21 protein-coding genes are annotated in these 18,873 nt (G+C 70.8%); 6 read left to right on the top strand and 15 right to left on the bottom strand.

What is annotated here, in order from left to right; all coding sequences use genetic code 11:
* Window positions 1–47: 47 nt before the first annotated feature.
* The 4 genes from kynU to AAW51_RS18910 form a co-directional block, all read right to left on the bottom strand.
* Window positions 48–1,319 (bottom strand): kynureninase, encoded by a 1,272-nt coding sequence (gene kynU, locus AAW51_RS18925; RefSeq protein WP_047195848.1) that lies wholly within the window; start codon window positions 1,317–1,319, stop codon window positions 48–50.
* Between the two features lie 48 nt (window positions 1,320–1,367).
* The gene (gene kynB, locus AAW51_RS18920; RefSeq protein WP_047195847.1) at window positions 1,368–2,000 is read right to left on the bottom strand and encodes an arylformamidase; all 633 of its coding nucleotides are present in this window, start codon (window positions 1,998–2,000) and stop codon (window positions 1,368–1,370) included.
* 97 nt (window positions 2,001–2,097) lie between these two features.
* A complete protein-coding gene (locus AAW51_RS18915) occupies window positions 2,098–2,451 on the bottom strand; it encodes a YkgJ family cysteine cluster protein (protein WP_047198033.1) in 354 nt (117 codons plus the stop codon).
* Window positions 2,452–2,515: 64 nt separating this feature from the next.
* Window positions 2,516–3,178 (bottom strand): HD domain-containing protein, encoded by a 663-nt coding sequence (locus tag AAW51_RS18910; RefSeq protein WP_053014034.1) that lies wholly within the window; start codon window positions 3,176–3,178, stop codon window positions 2,516–2,518.
* Window positions 3,179–3,272: 94 nt separating this feature from the next.
* On the opposite strand from AAW51_RS18910, the gene AAW51_RS18905 reads away from it, so the two are divergent.
* The 6 genes from AAW51_RS18905 (at window position 3,273) to AAW51_RS18880 (ending at window position 8,667) form a co-directional block, all read left to right on the top strand.
* Window positions 3,273–3,644, top strand: coding sequence for a DUF2784 domain-containing protein (locus tag AAW51_RS18905; RefSeq protein ID WP_047195846.1), 372 nt, complete (start codon window positions 3,273–3,275; stop codon window positions 3,642–3,644).
* Between the two features lie 154 nt (window positions 3,645–3,798).
* Window positions 3,799–5,127 carry an NAD(P)/FAD-dependent oxidoreductase gene (locus AAW51_RS18900; protein WP_047195845.1) on the top strand — a complete coding sequence of 443 codons (1,329 nt, stop codon included), beginning with the start codon at window positions 3,799–3,801 and terminating at the stop codon, window positions 5,125–5,127.
* Window positions 5,124–6,188, top strand: a complete 1,065-nt coding sequence (locus AAW51_RS18895; protein WP_053013739.1) for a chorismate transformation FkbO/Hyg5 family protein — start codon at window positions 5,124–5,126, stop codon at window positions 6,186–6,188. Before AAW51_RS18900 ends, AAW51_RS18895 begins: the two co-directional genes overlap by 4 nt.
* The gene (locus tag AAW51_RS18890; RefSeq protein ID WP_083438412.1) at window positions 6,185–7,096 is read left to right on the top strand and encodes a MipA/OmpV family protein; all 912 of its coding nucleotides are present in this window, start codon (window positions 6,185–6,187) and stop codon (window positions 7,094–7,096) included. Before AAW51_RS18895 ends, AAW51_RS18890 begins: the two co-directional genes overlap by 4 nt.
* A 24-nt stretch (window positions 7,097–7,120) precedes the next feature.
* Window positions 7,121–7,900: a lysophospholipid acyltransferase family protein gene (locus tag AAW51_RS18885; RefSeq protein ID WP_047195844.1), complete on the top strand. Its 780-nt coding sequence runs from the start codon at window positions 7,121–7,123 to the stop codon at window positions 7,898–7,900.
* Window positions 7,897–8,667 (top strand): glycosyltransferase family 2 protein, encoded by a 771-nt coding sequence (locus tag AAW51_RS18880; protein ID WP_047195843.1) that lies wholly within the window; start codon window positions 7,897–7,899, stop codon window positions 8,665–8,667. The genes AAW51_RS18885 and AAW51_RS18880 overlap by 4 nt, the downstream gene beginning before the upstream one ends.
* Before the next feature lie 75 nt (window positions 8,668–8,742).
* Here the strand turns inward: AAW51_RS18880 and AAW51_RS30930 are convergent, their stop codons facing one another.
* From AAW51_RS30930 to AAW51_RS30925, 11 genes are all read right to left on the bottom strand, one after another.
* Entirely contained in the window at window positions 8,743–9,324 is a 582-nt protein-coding gene (locus AAW51_RS30930; protein WP_238947632.1) for a hypothetical protein, read from the bottom strand.
* Window positions 9,325–9,464: 140 nt separating this feature from the next.
* Window positions 9,465–10,202, bottom strand: a complete 738-nt coding sequence (fabG, locus tag AAW51_RS18870; protein ID WP_047195842.1) for a 3-oxoacyl-ACP reductase FabG — start codon at window positions 10,200–10,202, stop codon at window positions 9,465–9,467.
* Between the two features lie 28 nt (window positions 10,203–10,230).
* Window positions 10,231–10,710, bottom strand: a complete 480-nt coding sequence (locus AAW51_RS18865; protein ID WP_047195841.1) for a hotdog family protein — start codon at window positions 10,708–10,710, stop codon at window positions 10,231–10,233.
* A complete protein-coding gene (locus AAW51_RS18860; protein ID WP_047195840.1) occupies window positions 10,707–11,525 on the bottom strand; it encodes a beta-ketoacyl synthase chain length factor in 819 nt (272 codons plus the stop codon). Before AAW51_RS18860 ends, AAW51_RS18865 begins: the two co-directional genes overlap by 4 nt.
* Entirely contained in the window at window positions 11,522–12,706 is a 1,185-nt protein-coding gene (locus tag AAW51_RS18855; RefSeq protein ID WP_047195839.1) for a beta-ketoacyl-[acyl-carrier-protein] synthase family protein, read from the bottom strand. Before AAW51_RS18855 ends, AAW51_RS18860 begins: the two co-directional genes overlap by 4 nt.
* Window positions 12,706–13,461, bottom strand: a complete 756-nt coding sequence (locus AAW51_RS18850) for an SAM-dependent methyltransferase (RefSeq protein WP_047195838.1) — start codon at window positions 13,459–13,461, stop codon at window positions 12,706–12,708. Before AAW51_RS18850 ends, AAW51_RS18855 begins: the two co-directional genes overlap by 1 nt.
* Window positions 13,461–14,336 carry a polysaccharide deacetylase family protein gene (locus AAW51_RS18845; protein ID WP_047195837.1) on the bottom strand — a complete coding sequence of 292 codons (876 nt, stop codon included), beginning with the start codon at window positions 14,334–14,336 and terminating at the stop codon, window positions 13,461–13,463. Before AAW51_RS18845 ends, AAW51_RS18850 begins: the two co-directional genes overlap by 1 nt.
* 186 nt (window positions 14,337–14,522) lie before the next feature.
* Window positions 14,523–16,907, bottom strand: coding sequence for an MMPL family transporter (locus AAW51_RS18840; RefSeq protein ID WP_047195836.1), 2,385 nt, complete (start codon window positions 16,905–16,907; stop codon window positions 14,523–14,525).
* Complete coding sequence (locus AAW51_RS18835; protein WP_157359960.1) at window positions 16,904–17,575, bottom strand: outer membrane lipoprotein carrier protein LolA; 672 nt, start codon at window positions 17,573–17,575, stop codon at window positions 16,904–16,906. The genes AAW51_RS18840 and AAW51_RS18835 overlap by 4 nt, the downstream gene beginning before the upstream one ends.
* Window positions 17,508–18,551, bottom strand: coding sequence for an LpxL/LpxP family acyltransferase (locus AAW51_RS18830; protein WP_047195835.1), 1,044 nt, complete (start codon window positions 18,549–18,551; stop codon window positions 17,508–17,510). The genes AAW51_RS18835 and AAW51_RS18830 overlap by 68 nt, the downstream gene beginning before the upstream one ends.
* On the bottom strand, window positions 18,551–18,871 hold the full coding sequence (locus AAW51_RS30925; protein WP_047198027.1) for an ApeI family dehydratase: 321 nt from the start codon (window positions 18,869–18,871) through the stop codon (window positions 18,551–18,553). The genes AAW51_RS18830 and AAW51_RS30925 overlap by 1 nt, the downstream gene beginning before the upstream one ends.
* Window positions 18,872–18,873: the final 2 nt, after the last annotated feature.

Here is an 18,873-nt window from a genome sequence, read left to right as displayed (position 1 = left end):
GACTGGGCAGGTCGAATGGCGTGCAATGACGGTCGTGCGACCACTCCTTACGTCACCGCCTGGCGCCGGTGGAACTCGGGCCGTTGCCATTCGCCGTCCTGCAGCACCTGGCGCAGGTGTTCGACTGCGTCCCACACGTCCACATAACGTGTGTAGAGCGGTGTCAAGCCGAACCGCAGGATGTCGGGCGTGCGGCTGTCGCCGGCGCGAAAGTCGCCGATCACGCCGCGGGCGATCAGGGCCTGGACGACCGCGTAGCCACCCTCAGCACGGCTCAAACAAACCTGGCTGCCCCGCCGTCCTGCGTCGCGCGGCGACACCACCGTGAGCCCGTGCCCGGCGCAGCGCGTGTCGACCAGCTGCACGAACAGCTCGCTCAAGGCCAGCGACTTGGCCCTCAAGGCCGACAACCCGCCGTGTGGCTCGGCGGCCAGCACCGTGTCCACGCCGCACTCCAACGCGGCCAACGAGAGCACCGGCGGTGTGCCGCACAGATACCGCGCGATGCCGGGCGCCGGCGTGTAGTGCGGCGAGAACTCGAACGGCGCCACATGCCCGAGCCAGCCGGACAACGGCTGCGCGAAGCGGTCGGCATGTCGCGGATGGGCCCAGACGAAGGCCGGTGCGCCGGGGCCGCCGTTCAGGTATTTGTAGCCGCAGCCCACTGCATAGTCGGCCTCGCATGCCGTCAGGTCGACCGGCACCGCGCCGGCCGAATGCGCCAGGTCCCACACGGCCAGAGCGCCACACTCGTGTGCCAACCGCGTCAGGTGGGCCATGTCGTGCATACGACCGGTGCGGTAGTTGACGTGGGTCAGCAGCAGGATCGCGGTGTCCGGCGCAAAACCGGCTTCGAGCTCGTGCGCGTCGAGCAGTCGCAACTCCCAGCCCAACGGTTCGCACACGCCTTGTGCGATGTAGAGGTCGGTGGGGAAGTTGCTGCGCTCGGAGACGATCACGCGGCGCTCGTGCGAGCGTTCCTGCTGCAGGCGCGCGGCCGCCATCAGCACCTTGTAGAGGTTGACCGAGGTCGAGTCGGCCACCACCACCTCGCCGGGCCCGGCGCCGATCAGCTGCGCGATCTTGTCGCCCACGCGGCGCGGCAGGTCCATCCAGCCGGCGCTGTTCCAGCTCTTGATCAGGTCGACACCCCATTCGTGTCGCACCACCTCCTGCACCCGCGCCGCTGTCGCCTTCGGCAGCACACCCAGCGAATTGCCGTCGAGGTACAGCGTGCCGTCGGGCAGGTCGAACAACCCGCGCAAACACGCCAGGGGGTCGGCCTGGTCTCGCGCCAGGCAGTCTTCACGACTCGTCATCGAGACAGCTCCTCAGAGAGAGGGAGAGAGAGAGAAAAAGAAAAAAGCTCAAAGCTCTCGCAGCACCGCGCGTACCGGGCTGGCGTCGGCCTCGACCAGCTTGAGCGGCAGCGCGATCAGTTCATAGTCGCCGGCGGGCACAGCGTCGAGCACCAGGTTCTCGAGCACGCGCAGGTCGCGAAGACGCAGCACCTGGTGCGCGTCGAGCGTCTTGCTGTCGGCCGGGTCGACCGAGGCCGTGTCCAGCCCCACCAGTTGCACACCGCGGTCGGCCAGCCACTCCAGCGTCTCGGGCGCAAAGGCGGCGAAGTCGTCGACCCAGTGCTGCACCGGCGCCTGTTGGAAGGTGCGCACCAGCACCCGGGGTGGCAAGGTGTCGTCGTCACAGGCGGCGGCGAGATGCTCGATGCGCAACAGCGGCCGCACGCCGATGCAATGCACGACCCGGCAGGGGCCGAGATAGGGATGCAGGTCGACCGCGCCGATGGCCGCCGCGCCCTCGGCATAGTGCAGCGGAGCATCGGCGTGCGCGCCAGCGTGGGGCGACGTGGTGATCTGGCTCACGTTGACCGGGCAGCCTGGCCCCATCGTGGCTGTCCATTGCTGCCGATACGGCGTGTCGCCGGGAAAGACCGGGCTGCCGGCCGCCAGAGGCGGCGAGATGTCCCACAGGCGTTTCATGACAGGACAGTAGCACCGGCAAAAAACGTGTGGTGTCGGTTATTTCCAACGTGCCACGCATTTCCGATCGGCGCGGCGCTGGGCAGCCCGGAGGCCGCTACAGCGGTGGCAAACCGTGGCGTGCCCGCGCCCTCGTGCAGGCGTCGTCGCCCACGCCGGCCGGCGCCCAGGGGGCGAATTCCCGGCAAGGCGACGGGCGCCATTCGTAGATGCCGCAGTGCGCCTGCTGCCCCACCGTGCCGACGAGGGCCGCGCATCGCGGGCGTGCGTGGTCGGTGCCGCGCATGCGGCAGGTGTGCTCGGTCACGTCGACGGTCAAGCCGGCCGGCACATGGCCGCCGGCTTCGTCGAGTTCTTCGCGCGCGAAGTCGACGCGAAAGCTGGCGCAGCAGGCGCCACAGCGCACGCAGGGATTGGCAGGAGAGGGGGCGGCGGTGAGGGTGGTGCTCATGGCTTGACCTCCGTGCGGCGTGCTGCGGTGCATGCCGCTTCGGCCCGTGGTGTATGGCTCATGCTCAGGAGGGCTGCAGCGCGGCGAGGGCGCGTTCAAGGTTCGCGCGGGCGGCTTGCTCATAGCGTTGATGAAAGACGTCGGTGGCATAGATGCGCGGCCGCGCGAGAAAGCCGCGCAGGACCTTGCTGCGGCCATGCGCATACGCGCGCGCCGGCACCCACCGGTACTCGCTGCGCACGCCCGCCTCGAAACCGTCATAGACGGCCGGCGCTTGGCCCAGGATGGCGAGGTCGATGTCGACCACCCAGCGGGCGTCGCCCTCGAGCGGCCCGTCGTGATGCAGCGTGGCCATCACGAGCCGGTCGACGCGCTCGGCCAGCTCGCCGGCCCGCGACGCCGGCAGCCCGGCCTGCACGATGAAGCGCCGCGCCCAGTCGGCGCTGCGCCTTTCGTTGTCCCGTGCCCAGGGCCAGTAGACTGCGTCGTGGAACCACAATGCGAGCGCCACGGCGTCCGGGTCCTCGGTGTGGCCGGCCCACTCGCGCCAATGGCGGATGCAGGCGAGCAAGTGCCGCGTGTCGTGGTAGCGGCGCGGCCAGCGGCTCCAGGCCTGCAGCAAGGCCGTGCCGACGCCGACGCCGGCACGGCCGGCGAGGCCCAGCCGCTCGCACAAGGCCTGCCATTCGCCGAGGAGTTCCTGTTGCTGTTCAGTGCGCAGTCGCATGCCGCGCAGGCTACCACTGCCGGCGGTGCGACGAGGCCGCTGCTGCCGGCCGCAAGACCTCGGTTTCGCGTTTTCACCGATACCGCTTTCGTCCATGATTTATCGCCTGCTCGCCGACGCGCTGGTCACTGCCCATCTCGCCTTTGTCGTGTTCGTGATGCTCGGCGGGCTGCTGGTGTGGCGGTGGCCACGGCTGGCGTGGTTGCATCTGCCGGCCGTCGCCTGGGGCATCTGGATCGAGTTCAGCGCCGGCATCTGCCCCCTCACGCCGTTCGAGAACCGGTTGCGGGCATTGGGGGGCGAGGCGGGGTACCAGGGGTCGTTCGTCGAGCACTACCTGATGCCCATCCTCTACCCGGTCGGGCTGACCGCCTCGATCCAGGCCTGGCTCGGGGCGGTCGTGCTGGTCGTGAACCTTTTCGCATATGCATTAGTTCTTTCACGACACCGCCGACGCCGCAGCTGAGAAATATGCCGGGAATCACCGAGTTATCCCCCAAACAGGCGACAGGGCAAGGGGAGACCCCGGGCTAGAATCGCGCCTCGTGTCGACCCCCGGCACGCCCCGACAGACGCACTAGCAGACGGCGCTGCACCGGCCGAGACAGCCGTCCCGATCCATGGAATCCAACACCGCATCCCAGCCTTCTGACACCTTGTCCTGCGAGGTGCTCATCGTTGGCGGTGGCCCCGCCGGTTCCACCCTTGCCACCTTGTTGGCGCGCCAAGGCCGCGACGTCGTGGTGATGGAGAAGGCACACCACCCGCGCTTCCACATCGGCGAATCGTTGCTGCCGGCCAACGTCCAGCTGTTCGATCAGCTCGGGCTGCGCGAGGAGGTGGAGCGCATCGGCATGGCCAAGTGGGGGGTCGAATTCGTCTCGCCGCAGCACCAGCACCGCAGTTACCTCGAATTTGGCGACGCCTGGGACAAATCCATGCCGTACGCCTGGCAGGTCCGCCGTTCGGAACTGGATGAACTGCTGTTCCGCCACGCGACGAAAACAGGCGCCCGCACGCTCGAAGGCCATCGCGTGCGCGATGTGAGCTTCGACGACGACGGTGCCACGGTGCTGGTGGAACTCGACGACGGCGCGCGCCAGACCTGGCGCACCCGCTTCCTCGTCGACGCTTCGGGCCGCGACACGCTGTTGGCCAACCACTTCAAGTGCAAGCAGAAGAACCCCAAGCACAACAGCTCGGCGCTGTTCGGGCACTTCCGCGGCGCGCGCCGGCTCGAGGGCAAGCTCGAAGGCAACATCAGCATCTTGTGGTTTCCGCACGGCTGGTTCTGGTTCATTCCGCTCGCCGACGGCACCACCAGCGTCGGGGCGGTCTGCTGGCCCTACTACCTGAAGTCGCGCCAGAAGCCGCTGGTCGAGTTCTTCCGCGACACCATCGCGATGAGCCCCGAGCTGGCCGACCGCCTGAAAGACGCGGAGCTGGTCGACGACCAGGTGCACGCCACCGGCAACTATTCCTACAGCGCCAGCCATTGCACCGGCGAGCGTTACATGATGCTGGGCGACGCCTTCGCCTTCATCGACCCGGTGTTCTCGTCCGGCGTCTACCTCGCGATGCAAAGCGCCTTTGCCGGCGTGGAGGTGGTCACCACCACGCTGGACCGCCCGCGTGAAGCGGCGGCCGCGCGCAAACGCTTCGAGTCGATGATGCGATTCGGGCCGCGCGAATTCTCGTGGTTCATCTTCCGCGTCACCAACCCGACGATGCGCGAGTTCTTCATGTACCCGGCCAATCCGTGGCGGGTCAAGGAGGCGCTGCTGTCGCTGCTGGCCGGCGACATCTATGGCAAGACGCCGATCTGGGGCGCGCTGCGGGTGCTCAAGGGCCTGTACTACATGGAATCGCTGCGCAATTTCGGGCGCACCTTCCGCGCCTGGAAGCAGCGCAGGATGAACATCCGCGACGTCGAGGTGAGCAGTTCGTGACGGCCGTATTGTCCGAGTCGGCCGTGTCGGCCGCGCATCCCCTGTCGTTCCGGCGCCTGCGTGCCGATGGCGACACCGCCCAGCCCGGTCGCGCCAATGCGACGAACGGATTGTTGTCGCAGCGCTGGCACCTCCCGCAGGAAGGGGTCGACCAGGCCGCGCCGGCCTTGCTGCTGCCCGCCCGACCGGTGGGCGAAGCCTGGTGGGTGACGGGCGAGGTGCGTCACTTCCAGCGCGGTTGCTTGAGCTACAGCACCAACGGGCAGTGGCTCTACGGGACCGCCTGCATCGACGACCGGCGCGAGCCGGGCGGGCTGCAGGCCGCCGCACTGCGGGCTTACGCCGAGCTGTTCGAACTGCTCGAGAACAGCGGCTGCCCGCATTTGCTGAGGCTGTGGAATTACGTCGCCGGCATCAACCAGCCGTGCGACGGCCTGGAGCGTTACCGGCACTTCAACGTCGGGCGCCAGCAGGCCTTCCTGGCGGCACGTCGCCCCGCTTTTGCCGGTGCGCCGGCGGCCTGCGCGCTGGGCACCGAAGGGGGCCCGCTGACCGTGCATTTCCTGGCCGGCCAGGTGCCGCCGCAGGCGATCGAAAATCCCCGTCAGGTGAGCGCCTACCACTATCCCAAGGAATACGGCCCGCGCAGCCCCACCTTCTCACGTGCCGCGGTGGCGCCGCTTGGCGGCGACCGCGAGGCGCTGTTCATTTCCGGCACCGCGAGCATCGTCGGGCATGCCACGCTGCATCTGGGTGACGTGCGACGTCAGACCATCGAGACGCTCGACAACATCGAGGCGGTGCTGCAAGCCGCCGCGCCGCATACCCGGGCGGTTGACGCCGCGTCCGGGCACCGGCTCGACCGGCTCGACTACACCGTCTATGTGCGCGACCGAGCCGACCTCGAGGCCGTGCGCACGGCCTTCGAGCAGCGCGTCGGCCCGGCGTCGCCCGCGGCACGCGACGCCGTCTACCTGCGCGCCGACATCTGCCGCGCCGACCTGCTGGTCGAGATCGAAGCCCAGAGCGTGATCGACACCGGGGCAGGGGGCCGCCGATGAACCGCAATCCTTTGCTCCCCCTGGCGCTGGCGCTGGGCCTCGGCTGGACGGGTGCCACGTGGGCGGCACCGACGGCCGAACCGGTGGCGCCGTCCGATGTGGTCGTGTCATCTGATACCACCAGCCCCCAGCCCGACCGCCGGCGCGTCGCGCGGCCCCTGTGGGAACTGGGCCTGGGCGTCGGCGGGCTGAGCCTGCCCGACTACCGGGGGGCGGCCGAGCGCAGCAACCACGTGTTGCCGGTGCCGTACGTGGCCTACCGTGGCGAATGGCTGCGCGCGGATCGCGAGGGCGCGCGAGCCGTGCTGCTGGATGCGCGCAATGTCGAGATCGATCTGAGCGTCAACGGTTCACCGCCGAGTCGCAACCGCGACGACGGTGCCCGGGCCGGCATGGACGACCTGCCCGCCACGGTCGAGATCGGTCCCAATCTGAACGTCACGCTGTGGCGCTCCGGGTCGCGCGGCGCGCGTCTGGACCTGCGCCTGCCGGTGCGCACCGCCATCACGCTCGAGCGCTCGCCGCGCAGCATCGGCACCGTGTTCACCCCCAACCTGAACCTCGACCTGGACGGTGTGGCCGGCGGCTGGCACGTGGGCCTGCTGGGCGGCCCGATGTTCGCGACGCGCCACTACCACCAACACTTCTACGGCGTCGACGCCGCGGACGCCACGGCACAACGCCCGGCCTATCGCGCCAGCGGTGGCTTCGCCGGCTGGCAGGCGCTGGCGTCCGTGTCGCGGCGCTTCGAGCGCACCTGGATGGGCGCCTTCGTGCGTTACGACCACCTCGACGGCGCCACCTTCGAAGACAGCCCGCTGGTGCAGCGGCGCCAGCACTTCACGGCCGGCATCGCCGTGTCGTGGGTGTTCGCCACCTCGGGCGAGATGGTCCTGGTCGACGACTGACCGCGGGTCCTGGCTGCGATGTTCATGCACGTGCTGCTCACTGCCTGGCTGTACCTGCTGCTGCTGTGCCTGGGCCTGCTGTCGCTGAGCTGGAACACGGTGGCGTTCGTGCTGTATCCGTTGTTGCCGCGCGAACGTGGCCGGGTGATCGGCCGCGCCGCCATCGCCTACGCCTATCGCTGGTACTGGGCCTGCGCGCGGGCCAGCGGCCTGATGCGCATCGACGCGAGCACGCTCGACGCCTTGCGGGACGAGCCGGGCGGCTTGATCATCGCCGCCAACCACCCCACCATGCTCGATGCGCTGCTGATCGTGGCCCGCTTGCCGCGCAGCGTCTGCATCATGAAGGCCTCGCTGATGCGCAATGTGTTCCTGGGAGCGGGGGCGCGCCTGGCGCGCTACATCCGCAACGATTCGCCGCGCAAACTGGTGCGCCGCTCCATCGCGAGCCTGCAGGAGGGCGGCCAGCTGGTGTTGTTCCCCGAGGGCACGCGCACCGAGCGGCGGCCGCTGAACGCCTTCCGCCCCGGCATCACGATGATCGCCCACAAGGCCCGCGTCCCGATCCAGACCGTGTTCATCGAAACCGACACGCCCTACCTCGGCAAGGGCTGGCCGATCTGGCGCCTGCCGCAGTTGCCCATCGTCTTCAAGGTGCGGCTGGGGCAGCGCTTCGAGCCGCGTGCCGACCATGCAGCCGCCCTGGCCGAGCTGGAGGACTATTTCAGGCGGGAGCTGAGCGTGGTGCGGCCGTCCGAAGGCGCTCGCACCGCGGTGCACAGCACGGAGGAGGTGACGCAATGACCGCCGCCCGGCACCTGGTGCTGATCCCCAGCTACAACACCGGCCCCAAGGTCTACGAAACCGTGCGCGCGGCGCTCGCCCAGTGGCACGACGTGTGGGTAGTGGTCGACGGCAGCACCGACGGCACCGCCGAAGGGCTGCAACGCCTGGCGGCCGAAGACCAGCGGCTGCGCGTGCTGCTGCTGCCGCAAAACCGCGGCAAGGGCGCGGCCGTGCTGCTCGGGCTGCACGCCGCCCTGGCCGAGGGCTACACCCACGCGTTGACGATGGATTCGGACGGGCAACATCCGGCCGAGCTGATTCCCCACTTCATGCAGGCCTCGGCCGAGCGGCCCGACACGATGGTGCTGGGGCGTCCGGTCTTCGACGCCAGCGCGCCCTTGCTGCGCGTGCGCGGGCGGCGTGTTTCCAACTGGTGGACCAACCTCGAAACGCTGGGGGCCGGCATCGGCGATTCGCTCTACGGCTTTCGTGTCTATCCGATCGCCGAGTTGATCGCGGTGATGCAGGGCCAGCCGTGGATGCGCCGCTTCGACTTCGACACCGAAGCGGTGGTGCGCCTGGCGTGGCGGGGCGTGAAACCGGTCAACCTCGACGCGCCGGTCAAGTACCTGAAGGCCGAGGAGGGCGGCGTTTCGCATTTCCGCTACGGACGCGACAACGTGCTGCTGACCTGGATGCACACCCGGCTGATGCTCGAGTTCTTGCTGCGCTTGCCACTGCTGGCGCTGCGCCGGGTGCGCCGGCGTCCGCCGTTCCAACCCTAGTGGCCCGTCACTAGCCCCGCAGGCAGGCCGGCACCCGCGGCGATGCGCAGGGCCGGCCCGGCGAGGGGCATCACCTCAGCGGGTGCCCGGCTCGTTGGCGTTGTGGATGATCCAGATCAGGTTGCCGCCGGTGTAGTCGCCCAGCGATCCGCCGGCGAACACCAGCCGTCCCTGGCCCTTGTAGACCATCTCGTAGCGGTGACGGTCGCCGCCGAAATAGAACGGAATCCAGGCCTTGCCGGTGATGTAGGCGCCTTCGTCGCTCGGCTGGCCGGCGATGTTGACCGCCTGGCGCATCGTCATGCCGATTTGCAGCTTGGTGAACTTGCTGCGCGGCGCGGGCTTGCCGGTGATCTCGCCTTCCCAGTCGTTCAAACCCTTGACCTTGCGCCCCTGGCCGGCTTCGACCTTGGACGAGTCGACCACCTCTCCCTGGCTGTTCATCCCCGCAGCAGCCTTGCCTGCCGCCGCCGCCGGCGTGCCGGGCTTGACGGTCGCCTGAGCGCCCGAGGCGGGCTTCCCCGCCGGCGTGGTCGCACCACTGTCGGCGGGCGCCGCAGACGTGTTCGACGGCTGGTTGGCACAGCCGGCGCCCAGCGTGGCGGCGAGCAGGAAGGCCGGACCCAGCAGTCGGCGCGACGGTGTTTTTTGATGCATGTGAGAGACCCCTCCGGTCGTTGAAGATGTTGTCGGTATCGTGTGTTTTGTGCCGTGCACCGGGGGCGCGAGGGCGGCCCCCCGGCTGCAGCGTCAAGAACAGGAGTGCTTCGGCCGCTGGCGTGCCGAAGCGCGGCGCATCAGACCATGCCCCCGTTGATGGACAGGATCTGTCCCGTGATGTAGCCGGCTTCCGGGCCGGCGAGAAAGGCGACCAGGGCCGCGACCTCGTCGGGCGTGCCGGCGCGTTTGGCGGGCACCAGTTGCTGGATGGTCTTGGCGTCGAACACGGCGTCGGCCATCGGCGAGGCGATGATGCCGGGCGCCACCGCATTGACCGTGATGCCGCGGCTCGCGACCTCGAGCGACAGCGCCTTGGTGGCGCTGTTGATGGCGCCTTTGGCTGCCGCGTAGTTGACCTGCCCGCGGTTGCCGGCGATGCCGGCAACCGACGAGATGTTGATGACCCGGCCCCAGCGGGTGCGGATCATCGGCATCATCAGCGGCTGCGTGACGTTGAAAAAGCCGTTCAGCGAGATGTCGATGACACGGCTCCACTGCTCTTCGCGCAAGGCCGGGAACACCGCATCGTCGTGCTGACCGGCGTTGTTGACGACGATCTGCACCGGGCCGGCCTGCAACAAGGCTTCGATGGCCGTGTGCGCGGCGCCGCGGTCGGTCACGTCGAAGGCGACCGCCTCGGCCGAGCCGCCGCTGTCGACCAACTCGGCGGCCAGGGCCTGCGCGGCGGCCAGCCGCGAGTTGGCATGGACGATCACGTGCGCACCTTCGCGGGCCAAGCGCCGCGCGATCGCGCTGCCGAGTTCTCCGCTGGCGCCGGTGACGAGGGCGCGCTTTTGGGCAAGGGGGAGGGTCATCGCAGTGTCCTGGCGGTGGGGATGGCCTTCAGGGGGCCACAGGCGCTGCCAGCGGCGTGTCCAGCACGACCGCGGCGCGGCCCTCGGCCACGGGGGCGCCGGTGGCGTCGCTCACCGTGAAGGCATAGAGGATCTGGCGCGCATCGCCGGCCTGGCGGAGGGCCTGCACCTGCAGAGGGCCGTCGAGGTCGTCGAGGCGCAGACGGTGCAACTGCACGCCACGCGCACTGGCCAGGAAGCCGGGGCTCGCAGCGCCACCATCGGCCTGGGCCAGCAGCGAGCCATGCAGTGCCATCGCCTGGGCGGCGTATTCGATCGCCGCGGTGGCCAACAGGCCGCTGGCGCTGCGCAAGGGGTTGTCGGCGTCGAGGTGGCTGAGCGCACGGCACTCGATGCGCTCGGCGTCCCAGCTCAGCAGACCGTCGAGCAAGCACATGCGGCCCTGGTGGGGGATCAGCGCCTCGATACCGCGGTGGTCGAGTGTCGGCGCGTTCGGGCCTTGGGTCATGTCGGGCCTTGACCGGAGATTTCGACGCGCAGGTGCAAGCTGGCCTGGTACTCCAGCAACACCACCTGCTCCACGGCACCGCCACGTGCGACCGCCTCCAGCAGCGGCAGGGCGCGGGCGCTCGGCAGCGCACGGCGCATCGCTTCGAGCCCGGGGTCGGCGCAAGGTGTCGGTCGGGTGGCGGGGTTGGCCGGCACGAGGTTGACGCTCAGCGTGAGGCCGGCGCCGTCGGCAGGCCCGAACACCAGGCCGAGCCCGAAGCTGTCGGGCAAGGGCCGCGCCGACTGCAAGGGCTCCGGATAGGGTGTGTCGCTGGCCACCAGCAGCAGCGGCGTCGCATGCTGCCGCACCTGGGTGACGGCCTCCACCAGTCCCGCGCCGAAGCTGGCGTCGTAAGCGCACAAGCTGGTCGAAGGCGCCTGCCCGGCCACCCCGATGTGCCAATAGCCGGCGGCCGCGTTGTGGACCGAGTTGGTGAAACGGGTGGGCGAGATCAGGCGGTCGCTGCCGGCCAGGGCCTCGCACAGTGTGTGGCAGTTGACACCGTCGCCGCTCGACGAGGTGAACACGGTGGGCAGCGTCTGCGGCGCCAGCCCGGCGTCGGCGCAGGCTTCTTCCGCTGCCGCCATGGCGACCTTGATCGCCACACCGGCGCGGCGCCGCTCGGCGGCCGGCAGCCGCTGGGGCGAGGGCACCGCGGTGGGCGCGCTGAGATGGGCCGTCTGCCCCGCCAGCACCTCACGCGCCGCCGCCCAGCCGGTGAGCCCGGGACCGATCAGCCCGATCCCCAGCAGCTTGACGCTGACCGCGCTCATCGTGCGGCTCCCAGCACCAGGCTGGCGTTGGAGCCGCCGAAGCCGAAGGAATTGCTGAGCACCGCGCGCAGCGGCGCATGGCGGTTCTCGGTCAGGTAGTGGGCCTGCAGCGCAGGGTCGCGCTGCTGCAGATGCAAGCCGCCCGGCATCAAGCCCTGTTCGAGGGCGATCAGGCACAGCGCGGCCTCGACCGCGCCGGCAGCCCCCAAGGTGTGGCCGGTGGCGCCTTTGGTTGAGCTGCAAGGTGTTTCGGTGCCGAACACGCTGCACACCGCGCGGTCCTCGGCGGCGTCATTGCCTGGCGTGGCGGTGCCATGCAGGTTGATGTAGTCGATCTGCGACGGCGCCAGCCCGGCTTCGGCCAGCGCCTGGCGCATCGCGGCGACGGCACCTGCGCCTTCCGGATGCGGCGCACTCATGTGGTGGCCGTCGCTGCTTTCGCCGCTGCCCAGCAGCCAGCCCTGGGCGCTGTCGGCGTTGCGCTCGATCAGCGCGTAAGCGGCGGCCTCGCCGAGCGACAGGCCTTTGCGGTGTGCATCCCAGGGTCGGCAGATGTCGGCCGAGAACAGTTCGAGCGAGTTGAAGCCGTACAGCGTGGTCAGGCACAGGCTGTCGACGCCGCCCACCACGGCGGCATCGATCCAGCCGGCTTCGAGCAGACGCCGCGCGCTGGCGAACACCTTGGCGCTCGACGAGCAGGCGGTCGACACCACCATGCTCGGGCCGGTCAGCCCAAAAGCCGCACCGATGAAGCTCCCCAGCGAGCCGGTGTTGTGGGTCGCTTCGTAATGAAAGTCGGACGGCAGCGCGCCGTCGGCACCACGACGGCGGTAGGCCAGCTCGGTCTGCAGGATGCCGGAGGTGCTGGTGCCCACCAGCACCGCCACCCGGTGGGCGCCCCAGCGGGAGCGTGCCGCTTGCACCGCTTCGGCAAACCCGTCCTGCTGCAGCGCCAGCCAGGCCAGCCGGTTGTTGCGGCAGTCGAATTCATTCAGGCTGGGCGGCAGCTGCACGGCATCGACGCCCGCCACCTCGCCCACATAGCCTGGCAGGTCGACGTCGGCGAAGGCACAGGGGGCCAGGCCGCTGCGCCCGCTTTCGAGCGCGGCCCGGTGCGCGGCAATGCCGGCGCCGAGCGCAGTCGTGAGCGTGTAGTGGGTGATGGCCAGGGGTTGTTTCATCAGGCGGGCGCTCCGGGGGCGGCGCGCCGCTGGGCCACCAGCAGCACGTTGGCGAAGGGTGTGCCCTGGCTCATCGGCCGGGGCTCGACGTCGAAACCGAGCGACTGCAGCTGGGCGATCCAGGCGGCCAGCGGGCGGCCGAAGGTGGGCGGCACGCGGTGGCCGCGGGTCCAGGTCACCAGGCGGTCGACCCACTGGCTGATCGCGAAGCCGCGCCGCGACTCGGCATCGCCGACCCGCAGCAGCAAACGCCCGCCCGGCGACAGCGCATCGCGCACACGCTCCAGCACGCGGTTCTGCTCGGCGTGGTTGACGTAGTGCAGCACGTCGAGGATCACCACCACGTCGGACGGCGGAAACTCGGCCTGCCGCATGTCGCCGCAGACGAAGCGGGCCGCGTCGCCGGCGGCGCCCAAGGCCGCGCGGGCGCGCTCGACATCGCGCGACATCAGCTCGATGCCGGTGACCCGGGTGCCGCGCGGCGGTGCTGGCCACTCCTGGGGCCACAGCTCGGGCCTCGGCTCGGTGGCGCCGGCCGCCAGCAGCAGGCTGGCGAGCAAACCCTGGCCGCAGCCGATGTCGAGCACGCGCGAGCCGGGCGGGATCTGCCCCTGGCTGAGCAGGTGGCGGAACACCGGGTCCATGCCCAGCTTGCCGCGGGCGAAATGCCAGGCGAAGCGACCGGCGGCGCGGTAGGGCGCGCTGGCCGTGTCGAGCAGGCGGCGCCAGGCCGCGTCGGAGGAAACGATGGTCATCACGAAGGGGTCAAGCTCTCGTAGCGGGCTGGCAGGGCCGGCAGCGGTGGCGTCTCGAGGGCCTGCGGCAGTGTCACCAGGCGCAGGTGGGCGTCGGCGCAGCGGCGCAGCAGGCGCGGCAGGACCTCCAGCACCACCGGGCGCCCGGCGTGGGTGCGTGCGGCATTGCCGTCGTGCAGCAGCAGGATGTCGCCGGCGCGCAGGTCGTGGCACAACCGTGCCAGCACACGCTCGGGATCGCGTTCGCGGGTGTCATAGCCGCGCCGGGTCCAGCTCACCAGGGTCAGGCCCAGACGGTGCAGCACCGGGGCCAAAAAGGGATTGCGCAGCCCGGCCGGGGCGCGGAACAGCGTGGGGCGGGTGCCGGTCAGGCGTTCGAAGCTGGCCTGTGCGGCGCCGATCTCGCGCACGTAGCCGCGTGTGCCGAGCAGCGAGAAGCGGTGGTCATGGCGCTGAGTGTGGTTCTGCACGCTGTGGCCGCGTCGCACGATCTCGCGCAGCAGCTCGGGGTGGGCGACCGCCCGTTCGGCGATGCAGAAGAAGGTGGCCCGGGCGCCGGCGGCGTCGAGCAGGTCGAGCACGGCCGGCGTGACCTCGGGGTCAGGGCCGTCGTCGATGGTCAGGGCCACTTCGCCGCGCGCGACGGCCGGTGCCGGCAAACGGGTCACGTTCTCACCCAGCCAGTGCGAGCGGGGCCACAGCCCGATGGCGGTGATCGCGGCATGGTTGAGCAGCAGCAGCCCGACCGACCAGCGCCACGCCGAGGGGAGGGCCAACAGCAGCAGCACGGCCAGCGCGTGGCACACGAGGGTGAGCTTGACGAACGTCGGCAGCGGCCAGCGTGTCGCGCGGGGCAAGGGCGGCGTGGGGCTCATGTTGCGGTGGCAAGGCGGGCGGCAGCGCCTATGGTGGCGGCCCGCCGGGCGGCGGGACGGGAAGGACCGGCGGTGACCGATTTTCCCATAGGCCGTTGTTTCGCGATCCCCCTAAAAGGGTCGTTCCGAGCCAACAATTGCCGGGCGCCGGGGCAGGTGAGCGAGCAGTGAGCCACTGTGGTGGTGTCAGGAGCGTCCCGCCAGTGGGCGGCTCGCGCCCACGGCACCCGGCGCGGCAACGAAGGCCGCCGCGAGCACGAGGGCCAGCAGGGCGCCGGGCGCAACCACCTCGCCGATGCCCGACAGGGCCGGCACGCCGGAGCTGGCGAGCAGCGCGAACGAGACCACGGTGGTCAGGTTGGCCATTGCCAGCGAGGCGAGGGTTTCGGTGTCGGGCTGCCCGTGATGGCGCAGGTAATCGAAGAACAAGGCGTAGTTCGAGCCGACGGCGACCACCAGCAGCAGGCCGACCAGGTGCAGCACCCCGAGGGCCGTGCCGGCCAGCGACAGCGCGGCGAGCACCAGCAGCACGCTGCCGGCCAGCGGCAGCGCCACCTGCAGCAGGCGGCGGGCCGAGCGCAGATGTGCCCACAGCAGCAGCAGCACGGCCACGGCGCCCAGCGCGGCTTGCCAGGTGGCCTCGTGCAGGTAGTGGGTGTAGAGGGCGTCCAACTCGGCCTGGATCTGCACCGCCCGGGTGTCGGGCAGGCCGGCCAGGGCGGCCCTCAAGTCTTGCGCCGTCGCCGCGCCCTGAGCGGGCAGTTGCAAGCTCAGCAGCGCGATCCACGGGCCACCGTCGTGGCCGGGCAGCAGCTGGGCCTGCAGGGCGCTGGCGAGCGGCGTTGCCGCGAGGTCGGCGCGGGTGACCAACGGGGCGCGGCGCTGGGCCTGCACGTCGTCGATGAATGGCTGCAGCCGTGCGGCCGGCAGCGGGCCGCCCTCGGTCGCTTCGGCCAGCCGGGCGCGCAAGGTCGGCGCGTCGGGCAATGCGGCCTGGCGCGCCGCCTGGGTCGCGGGGCTGGGCAACAGTTGGGCGGGCGAGCTGTAGCCGAGCAGCCGGCCTTGCTCGACCAATGCCGCCAGGCGTGCCCCGGCCTGTTCGGCGCGCAGCAGGGCTTGTGCTTCGTCCGGCGCCTCGACGGCGACCAGCGTGCCGGCTTCGAGCGCGCCCAGATCGGCGCGCAGCGAGGCGTCGAGCTGCAGCGTGGCGGGGGTGACGGGGCTGAGCGCAGCCAGGGTGCCGCGCCAGGCGCTGGGTTGCAACGCGAGCGCGAGCGCTGCCGCGGCGCACAAGGCCGCCAGCGGCCAGCGCAGGCGCGGCAGCCACAGCGTCAGGGTGGCGACGGCGCGGCCCAGCGGGCGCCGCAGGCCGGTGCCGGCAGCGCCGTCCGGCGCCAGCGCCGGCAGCAGATAGCGGGTGGTCAGCACCGCTGCAACCAGCCCGGCGATCGAGAACACGCCCAACTGGGCCAGCCCCGTGAAGCCGGAGAACGCCAGCGCGGCAAAGCCGGCGATGGAGGTCCACAGGCCCAGGCGCACGGTCGGCCAGCTCTGCTGCCGCCAGCCCAGGTGCCCGGTGCCGGGGGCCGCGCCGGGCGCCGGGCGGGCCTGGATCAGGTAGTAGATTGCGTAGTCGACCGCCTCGCCGATCAAGGTGGTGCCGAAGCCGAGCGTGATGCCGTGCACCTGACCGAAACCGAGGCTGACCGCGGCGATGCCGGCCAACACGCCGCTGGCGACCGGTAACAGCGCGATGCCGACCGCGCGCAGCGAGCCGAAGGCCACCACCAGCAGCACCAGCATGGCGACCGTGCCGAGCGTGGCCAGGCGTTCGACTTCGCCCTGGATCTGGCTGCGCGACTGCACCCCCATCACACCGGGGCCGGACAGTTCGAGCTGCAGCCCGCGCGCGGCGAGCGGCGCATGGGCCTTGCGCACGGCGGCGATGGCACGTTCCTGCCCGTCCAGGTCGGCGCCTTCGGCGCGGGTGGTGGCTACCAGCACGGCGCGTGGCTCGGTGCGCGAGACCCAGACGCCGTTTTCGACCCGCGGCGCGGCCGGCGGCAGCATGGCTTCGGCCATGCGCACCGTCTCGCCGGTCGGGTCGCGCCACAGCAGCGGCTTGATCAGGCTGCCGGTCGGGGTGCCGAGCAGGGAAACCGTGTCGGCCAGGCCTTCGCGCAGGCCGTCCACGGTGAAGCGGTGGGCATCGACGGCGGGGCTGAGCAGATAGCGGTGATCGACCAGGAACTGGCCGGCCGCTTCCCAGGCCGCGTTGTCGCCGTTGTGCACGGCGTCGAATTCGCCGCTCTGGCGCAGCGCCGCGGCCAGCGTGCGCGACCCTTCGGCACGCACCGCGGCGTCACCGCCGCGCAGGCCGATCAACATCACCCGGGCGGTGCCGCCGCGCTTGAGCTGCTCGAGCAGCACCCGCTGTTCGCCGGTGGGCGCCTGCGGCAAAAAGGCCGACAGGTCGGCGACGTAGTGCGTGCGGCTGGCGACCAGCGCGCCCAGCAGCATCAACGCGAGCCAGGCCCAGAGGGCCGGGCGGCGCCACAGGGCGCGTGTCATCGCGCGCCCGGGGACACGGGTTCGATCGTCATCACCGACAGGTCGCCGTCGCTCAGCAGGATGCGCAACTCGCGCACCACCGCCTGCTGGCCCGCCACGGTGACGCGTGCGACCTGACCGCGCAAACGTGCTTCCTTCGGGATCAGTTCGAGCGTCCAGCGGTCCAGCGTGCCGGCCAACTCGGTCGTGAAGTGGCGCTGCAGCACCGCTGCGTTGCCGGTCAGCGTGCCGCGCACGGCCTCCACGATGGCCTGCGCCTCAGGGGCGCTGTCGAGGGCGACGGTGCGGCTGCGGCTGCCCTGGCTCATCGTCAGGGTGTTGCCGGTGACCGCCAGCCGGTCTGGCCGCGGCTTGAGGGTTTCGCGCACGAAGGTGTCGGGCGCGCTGAACGACAAACGGCCCGACGACGTCAGCGTCTGCTGCAGTTCGCCGACCTGCCGGCGTTCGGTGAAGGTGGCTTCGCCGGCCTTCACCTCGGCCAGCGTGCGCATCAACTGCTCGAGGTTGATCGGGGTGGACGCGCGTGCCGCTGGTGAGCCGAGCGCCAAGCCGAGGCCCAGGCACAGCGCTGCCAGCAGCGTGGCGGCACGGCGGCTGCGCTCAGGCGGCAAGGCGTTCGGCGTCGTGGTCGCCGTCTTCAGCCGGGGCAGGGGAGGCAGTTGGGGCATGGGTCGGGGCGGGGGCCGCGGGGGGCGCCCAGAAATCGAAGAAATTGAACCAGTTGTAGGGCGATTCGCGGCACAGGCCTTCGAGGATCGAGGCGTAGCGCGCCATCGCGTCGCGCACGGCGGCGTCGAGTGCGGCGCCGCGCGGCCGGTCGCGGAAGTCGGCCACCGGCAGGAAGCGCAGTTCGTAGCGGTTGCCGCCGTGGTAGAGGCCGGCCATGAACACGATGGGGCGGCGCAGCAGCGCGGCGAGTCGGAACGGGCCGTCCGAGAAGGCCGCGGGGTCTCCCAGGAACGGCAGCGACTGGGCGCCCGAGCGCTGTCCTTGCGCCGGCAAGGTGCGGTCAGCCAGCAGCCCGGCCACACCGCCGCCGTCGAGCCACTGCTGCAGCGTCAGCATCGCGTCGAGCCGGCCGAGGGCGATGGTGTGCAGCTCGGCCTTCGGCGCGATGGCGTGCAAGGTGGCGTTGATGAGGCGCGCGTTGTCTTCGTACATCAGCATCGCCACGCGCACGCCATGGCGCCCCTGCCCGAGCGCGCGCAGCGCCTCGAAGCTGCCGAGGTGGCCGCCGACCAGCAGGGCACCCTGGCCCTCGGCCAGCACCGGGTCGAGGTGCTCGGCCCCGCGCACCTCGAACTGGAAGTTGTCGAAGCGTTCCTGCAGCAGGTAGACGCGGTCGAGCACCGTGGCGGCGAAATGGTGAATGTGGCGGTAGCGCTCGGCCCAGCGGGGTGGGCGCCCGAGCACGCGCTCGAGATAGGCGGCCGAGTGGCGCGTGGCGGCGCCGCCGAAGCACAGGAAATACAGCGTGATCGGATGCAGCACGGCGCGCGCCACACGCCGGCCCAGCGTGGTGGCGATCCAGGCCATCAGCCGCAGCGTGAGCAGGTTGCTGCGCTCGCGCTGCGCCGTCCAGTCGGCGGCGGCGGGGGAGTCGGCGGGGGTATCAGTCCCCCGTGCGGCGGCCTTGCCGTTCATCAGCGTGTTGCTCCAGCTTCGAAGTGTCCGGTGGCCGCGGGCGTCTCGACGTCGGTATCGAGACGCAGCACGTCGAAACGCACGCGCGCGCCGGCGGCCTCCCAGACAACGCGCAAGCCGGCCCCCGGGCCGACAGGGGCGAGGAATTTCACCGCGCCCAGGCGGGGCGCCGAGCCGAGCCGGACGGCGATCTCCGGATCGCCCAGCAGGGCTTCCAGCACTTCGGCGAGCAGCACCACGCCCGGCAGCAGCGGCTGGCCCGGAAAGTGGCCGACGAAGCTGGGGTGGTCGACAGGAATGCGCAGGGAGACGCTGGGCATGA

It is taken from the genome of Caldimonas brevitalea (assembly GCF_001017435.1).
GTDB classification, from domain to species: Bacteria; Pseudomonadota; Gammaproteobacteria; order Burkholderiales; family Burkholderiaceae_C; genus Caldimonas; species Caldimonas brevitalea.
This window is presented reverse-complemented; position numbering and strand designations above follow the sequence as displayed.

What these genes read in the sequence shown, in the direction of transcription:
- AAW51_RS30925 (WP_047198027.1), bottom strand. Translation starts at nt 18,871, where the DNA reads ATGCCCAGCGTCTCCCTGCGCATTCCTGTCGACCACCCCAGCTTCGTC.
- fabG (WP_047195842.1), bottom strand. Translation starts at nt 10,202, where the DNA reads ATGACCCTCCCCCTTGCCCAAAAGCGCGCCCTCGTCACCGGCGCCAGC.
- AAW51_RS18835 (WP_157359960.1), bottom strand. Translation starts at nt 17,575, where the DNA reads ATGCCCCAACTGCCTCCCCTGCCCCGGCTGAAGACGGCGACCACGACG.
- AAW51_RS18910 (WP_053014034.1), bottom strand. Translation starts at nt 3,178, where the DNA reads ATGCGACTGCGCACTGAACAGCAACAGGAACTCCTCGGCGAATGGCAG.
- kynU (WP_047195848.1), bottom strand. Translation starts at nt 1,319, where the DNA reads ATGACGAGTCGTGAAGACTGCCTGGCGCGAGACCAGGCCGACCCCCTG.
- AAW51_RS18915 (WP_047198033.1), bottom strand. Translation starts at nt 2,451, where the DNA reads ATGAGCACCACCCTCACCGCCGCCCCCTCTCCTGCCAATCCCTGCGTG.
- AAW51_RS18885 (WP_047195844.1), top strand. Translation starts at nt 7,121, where the DNA reads ATGCACGTGCTGCTCACTGCCTGGCTGTACCTGCTGCTGCTGTGCCTG.
- AAW51_RS18855 (WP_047195839.1), bottom strand. Translation starts at nt 12,706, where the DNA reads ATGAAACAACCCCTGGCCATCACCCACTACACGCTCACGACTGCGCTC.
- AAW51_RS18890 (WP_083438412.1), top strand. Translation starts at nt 6,185, where the DNA reads ATGAACCGCAATCCTTTGCTCCCCCTGGCGCTGGCGCTGGGCCTCGGC.
- AAW51_RS18845 (WP_047195837.1), bottom strand. Translation starts at nt 14,336, where the DNA reads ATGAGCCCCACGCCGCCCTTGCCCCGCGCGACACGCTGGCCGCTGCCG.
- AAW51_RS18840 (WP_047195836.1), bottom strand. Translation starts at nt 16,907, where the DNA reads ATGACACGCGCCCTGTGGCGCCGCCCGGCCCTCTGGGCCTGGCTCGCG.
- AAW51_RS18905 (WP_047195846.1), top strand. Translation starts at nt 3,273, where the DNA reads ATGATTTATCGCCTGCTCGCCGACGCGCTGGTCACTGCCCATCTCGCC.
- AAW51_RS18830 (WP_047195835.1), bottom strand. Translation starts at nt 18,551, where the DNA reads ATGAACGGCAAGGCCGCCGCACGGGGGACTGATACCCCCGCCGACTCC.
- AAW51_RS18850 (WP_047195838.1), bottom strand. Translation starts at nt 13,461, where the DNA reads ATGACCATCGTTTCCTCCGACGCGGCCTGGCGCCGCCTGCTCGACACG.
- AAW51_RS30930 (WP_238947632.1), bottom strand. Translation starts at nt 9,324, where the DNA reads ATGCATCAAAAAACACCGTCGCGCCGACTGCTGGGTCCGGCCTTCCTG.
- AAW51_RS18860 (WP_047195840.1), bottom strand. Translation starts at nt 11,525, where the DNA reads ATGAGCGCGGTCAGCGTCAAGCTGCTGGGGATCGGGCTGATCGGTCCC.
- AAW51_RS18865 (WP_047195841.1), bottom strand. Translation starts at nt 10,710, where the DNA reads ATGACCCAAGGCCCGAACGCGCCGACACTCGACCACCGCGGTATCGAG.
- AAW51_RS18880 (WP_047195843.1), top strand. Translation starts at nt 7,897, where the DNA reads ATGACCGCCGCCCGGCACCTGGTGCTGATCCCCAGCTACAACACCGGC.
- AAW51_RS18900 (WP_047195845.1), top strand. Translation starts at nt 3,799, where the DNA reads ATGGAATCCAACACCGCATCCCAGCCTTCTGACACCTTGTCCTGCGAG.
- kynB (WP_047195847.1), bottom strand. Translation starts at nt 2,000, where the DNA reads ATGAAACGCCTGTGGGACATCTCGCCGCCTCTGGCGGCCGGCAGCCCG.